Source organism: Streptomyces albidus (ex Kaewkla and Franco 2022) (assembly GCF_013870515.1).
Lineage (GTDB): Bacteria > Actinomycetota > Actinomycetes > Streptomycetales > Streptomycetaceae > Streptomyces > Streptomyces albidus.
The window spans coordinates 1-4,385 of sequence record NZ_JACBXA010000358.1 but is presented as its reverse complement, the minus strand read 5'-3'; the positions used below and the strand labels follow the sequence as shown (position 1 = coordinate 4,385).

The window sequence follows — 4,385 nt, the reverse complement described above, 5'->3', positions numbered from 1 at the left end:
AGTCGGACGCCGCACCCGCCGCCGCTGCCTCCGACGACGCCGGGTCCGACGAGACACCCGTCGGCCCTCCGGCACCTGGATTCGCCGACGACGAGCGTGAGGCCGTGCATCGCCTGATGCGCGAGCGCCGCGACATCCGCAACGGCTTCCGCTCCGACCCGATCCCTCACGAGGTGCTGCTCCGCGTCCTCGAAGCGGCCCACACGGCGCCGAGCGTCGGCCACTCCCAGCCCTGGGACTTCGTGGTCATCCGTTCCGAGGACACCCGGCGCGCCATGCACGAGCTGGCCGAGCGCCAGCGCGACGCATACGCCAAGTCCCTGCCCAAGGGCCGCGCGAAGCAGTTCAAGGAACTGAAGATCGAGGCCATCCTCGAGACCCCCGTCAACATCGTGGTCACCGCTGACCCGACCCGGGGCGGCAGGCACACCCTCGGGCGGCACACCCAGCCGCAGATGGCGCCCTACTCCTCCGCGCTCGCCGTGGAGAACCTGTGGCTCGCCGCACGCGCGGAGGGTCTCGGCGTCGGCTGGGTCAGCTTCTTCGACGAGCGCGAGATGGTCCGCGCCCTCGAACTGCCCGAGCACCTCAAGGTCGTCGCCTATCTGTGCGTCGGGTACGTCGACGAGTTCCCGGCCGAGCCCGAGCTGGCGCAGGCGGGCTGGTCCAAGCGCCGCCCGCTGTCCTGGGTGGTGCACGAGGAGTCGTACGGGCGCCGCGTGCTGCCCGGCGCCGAGCCGCAGGACCTGCTCTCCGACACCGTGGCCGCCATCCGTCCGCTGGACGCGAAGGCGCTCGGCGAGGCGTGGGAGCGTCAGAAGCGCATGACCAAGCCGTCCGGAGCGCTCGGCATGCTGGAGATCATCTCCGCGCAGCTGTGCGGCCTCTCCCGCAAGTGCCCGCCGCCGCTCCCGGAGCCCGCAGCCGTCGCGATCTTCGCGGGCGACCACGGTGTGCACGACCAGGGCGTCACCCCCTGGCCGCAGGAGGTCACGGGGCAGATGGTCGCCAACTTCCTCGGTGGCGGCGCGGTCTGCAACGCCTTCGCCAACCAGGTCGGTGCGGAGATCTGCGTCGTCGACGTCGGCGTCGCAGGCGAACTCCCCGCCACCCCCGGCCTGTTGCCCCGCAAGGTACGGGCCGGCACGGACGACATGACGCAGGGTCCCGCGCTCACGCGTGAGGAGGCGCTGCGCGCCGTCGAGGTGGGCATCGAGACCGCACGCGACCTCGTTGCGGCAGGCAACAAGGCGCTCCTCACAGGCGAGATGGGCATCGCCAACACCACGGTCTCCGCCGCGCTGATCTCGGCCTGCACCGGTGTCGACCCCGCCGAGGTGACGGGGCGCGGCACCGGCATCAACGACGAGACACACGCACGCAAGGTCGAGGTCGTCCGCCGCGCCCTCGAACTCCACCAGCCCGACCCGGCCGACCCGTTGGGCCTGCTGGCGGCCGTCGGCGGGCTGGAGCACGCCGCGCTCGTCGGCCTGATCCTGGGCGGTGCCTCGCTGCGTACGCCCGTGATCCTCGACGGAGTCAGCGCGGGGGCCGCCGCACTCGTGGCCCGCTGCATCGCCCCCGAGGCCATGGCGGCCTGCATCGCGGGTCACCGCAGCTCCGAGCCCGGCCACGTCGCAGCCCTCACCAAGCTGGGCCTGCGCCCGCTGGTCGATCTGGATCTGAGGCTCGGCGAGGGCACCGGCGCGCTGCTCTCCCTGCCCATGGTGCAGAGCGCCGCGCGCGCGATGCACGAGGTCGCGACGTTCGACTCGGCCGGGGTGACAGGCAAGGCCTGAGCCACGGTAGGGCCGGGGCGCGAGCGTGCCCCGGCCGCCGAGCAGTGATCCGCTCAACTGCGGGTTCGCGGGTTCTCGCCATAGGCTGTACGGAGATCGCGCACGCTCGCGTACGCGCCCCCTGCCCGCAACGCGCCTCGTAACACCGCACCATCTCGCTCGTCAGCACCATCACGCCGCTCCAGCGCCGCAGCGGCCCACTCCGCAAACAAGGAGCCGCCCGCGCCATGTCCGAGCCCCACGCCGAGCCGCACGAGGGGACCGACCACCCCGCCTACCCCGTCGGCCTCCGCCTCGCGGGGCGCCGGGTCGTGATCGTCGGCGGCGGAAGCGTCGCCCAGCGCAGGCTGCCCGCGCTTCTCGCCGCGGGTGCGGACGTGACCGTGATCTCCCCGTCCGTCCGTCCCTCCGTCGAGGCCATGGCGGACGCGGGGGAGCTGACCTGGGAACGCCGTCCGTACGCCGACGGCGATCTGGCCGAGGCCTGGTACGCACTGGTCGCCACGGACGACCCCGCTACCAACACCGCCGCTTCCGCCGAGGCCGAGGCCTGCCGCGTGTGGTGCGTACGCAGCGACGAGGCCGCCGCCGCGACCGCCTGGACCCCGGCCACGGGCCACAGCGAGGGAGTGACCGTCGCCGTCCTCACCGGACGCGATCCGCGCCGCTCCGCAGCCGTACGGGACGCCGTCGTGGAAGGCCTCCACGCGGGCACTCTCAACGCGCCGCACCACCGCGCCCGCAGCGCCGGAGTAGCCCTGGTCGGCGGCGGTCCCGGCGACCCCGACCTGATCACCGTGCGGGGCCGGCGGCTGCTCGCCGAGGCGGACGTGGTCATCGCCGACAGGCTCGGCCCGCGCGATCTGCTGGCCGAACTGCCCCCGCACGTCGAGGTGATCGACGCCGCGAAGATCCCGTACGGACGGGCGATGGCGCAGGAGGCCATCAACGACGCGTTGATCGAGCACGCCAAGGCGGGCAGGTCGGTCGTGCGCCTCAAGGGCGGCGACCCGTTCGTCTTCGGCCGCGGCATGGAAGAGGCGCAGCAGCTCGCCGAAGCCGGGATCCCGGTCACCGTGGTCCCGGGCATCACCTCCGCCGTCAGCGTTCCCGGCGCCGTGGGCATCCCCGTGACCCACCGCGGCGTCGCCCACGAGTTCACGGTCGTCAGCGGTCATGTCGCCCCGGACGACCCGAGTTCGCTCGTCGACTGGGAGGCACTGGCACGTCTGCGCGGCACCCTCGTCCTGATGATGGCCGTGGAGCGCGTCGGCGCCATCGCGGAGACCCTCATGCGTCACGGCAGGGACGCCGCCACACCGGTCGCGATCGTGCAGGAGGGAACGATGGCGGGCGAGCGCCGGGTGGACGCCACCCTGGGGACGGTGGGGGAGCGGGCCGTGTCCGAGGGCGTACGGCCGCCGGCCGTCATCGTCGTCGGCGACGTCGTCGCCGTCGGCCCGCACTCGCCCCACCGGGCTACCGAGGACTGAACCGGAACGACCGTGGCCGAACTCATCACCGTCGTGGACTCCGACGATCCCCGGCTCGCCGACTTCACCGACCTGACAGACGTCGAGCTGCGGCGCCGCCGCGAGCCCGCCGAGGGCCTTTTCATCGCCGAGGGCGAGAAGGTCATCCGCCGTGCCCTGCAGGCCGGTTACCCCATGCGCTCGATGCTGCTCTCCGCCAAGTGGAGCGACGTCATGCGGGACGTCATCGACGAGGTGGACGCCCCCGTCCACATCGTCAGCCCCGAGCTCGCCGAGAAGGTCACCGGCTACCACGTGCACCGCGGTGCCCTCGCATCGATGGGGCGCAAGCCCCTGCCCGCCCCGGAGAGGCTTCTGGAGAAGTGCCGCCGCGTCGTGATCATGGAGGCGGTCAACGACCACACCAACATCGGGGCTATATTCCGCAGCGCCGCCGCCCTCGGCATGGACGGCGTGCTGCTCTCCCCGTCGTGTGCCGACCCGCTCTACCGCCGATCCGTGAAGGTCTCGATGGGCGCGGTCTTCTCCGTGCCCTATGCGCGGCTGGGCAGTTGGCCGGGCGACCTGGAGCCTGTACGGGAAGCGGGCTTCGAGCTGCTCGCCCTGACCCCGGACGCGGACGCCGTGCCCCTGGACGACGTAGCGCCGCACCGTCTGCGACGTGCGGCGCTGCTGCTCGGCGCCGAGGGCGACGGCCTCTCGGCCCGCGCCATGAGGGCGGCCGACGAACGCGTGCGCATCCCGATGGCACACGGCGTCGACTCGCTCAACGTGGGCGCTGCCGCAGCAGTCGCCTTCTATGCGGTGACCCGCAAGTGACCGCGGGCGGGGGAGAGATGGGGCTCTGCGCACACCCGTCGCTCTGACCGCCCGGTGGGGCGGCCCGAGTGCTACGGGATGCGATCAGTGCGCGGCGCCGACACCTACGGCATGGTTCTGACGGAGGCCGAGCCCAACCCGCGCGTCGGGCCCTGGCAGCCCTGAGCCGCCGCGATCCCGAGCGCCACCAGCACGGTGACCGTCACGAACACCACCAGCCGCTGTCGCAGCAGCCGCCGGTCGGCTCCCTTGCTGCGCCGCTGAGCCCCCGACG

General features: G+C 72.9%; 3 protein-coding genes and 1 pseudogene. 3 read left to right on the top strand and 1 reads right to left on the bottom strand.

The genetic code is table 11. From position 1 onward, the window contains the following. The 3 genes from cobT to H5J26_RS28730 all read left to right on the top strand — a co-directional run. The coding region (gene cobT / locus H5J26_RS28740) for a nicotinate-nucleotide--dimethylbenzimidazole phosphoribosyltransferase (protein WP_235981223.1) at positions 1-1,799 on the top strand (1,799 nt) is incomplete at its 5' end. A 227-nt stretch (positions 1,800-2,026) separates the two neighbouring features. Beyond that, positions 2,027-3,292 (top strand): uroporphyrinogen-III C-methyltransferase, encoded by a 1,266-nt coding sequence (gene cobA / locus H5J26_RS28735; RefSeq protein WP_181768894.1) that lies wholly within the window; start codon positions 2,027-2,029, stop codon positions 3,290-3,292. Positions 3,293-3,304: 12 nt separating this feature from the next. Further along, positions 3,305-4,111, top strand: a complete 807-nt coding sequence (locus tag H5J26_RS28730; RefSeq protein WP_181768893.1) for a TrmH family RNA methyltransferase — start codon at positions 3,305-3,307, stop codon at positions 4,109-4,111. 104 nt (positions 4,112-4,215) lie between these two features. On the opposite strand, the pseudogene H5J26_RS31745 reads toward H5J26_RS28730, so the two are convergent. After that, positions 4,216-4,385: pseudogene (locus H5J26_RS31745) on the bottom strand (serine/threonine protein kinase); the annotation flags it as partial.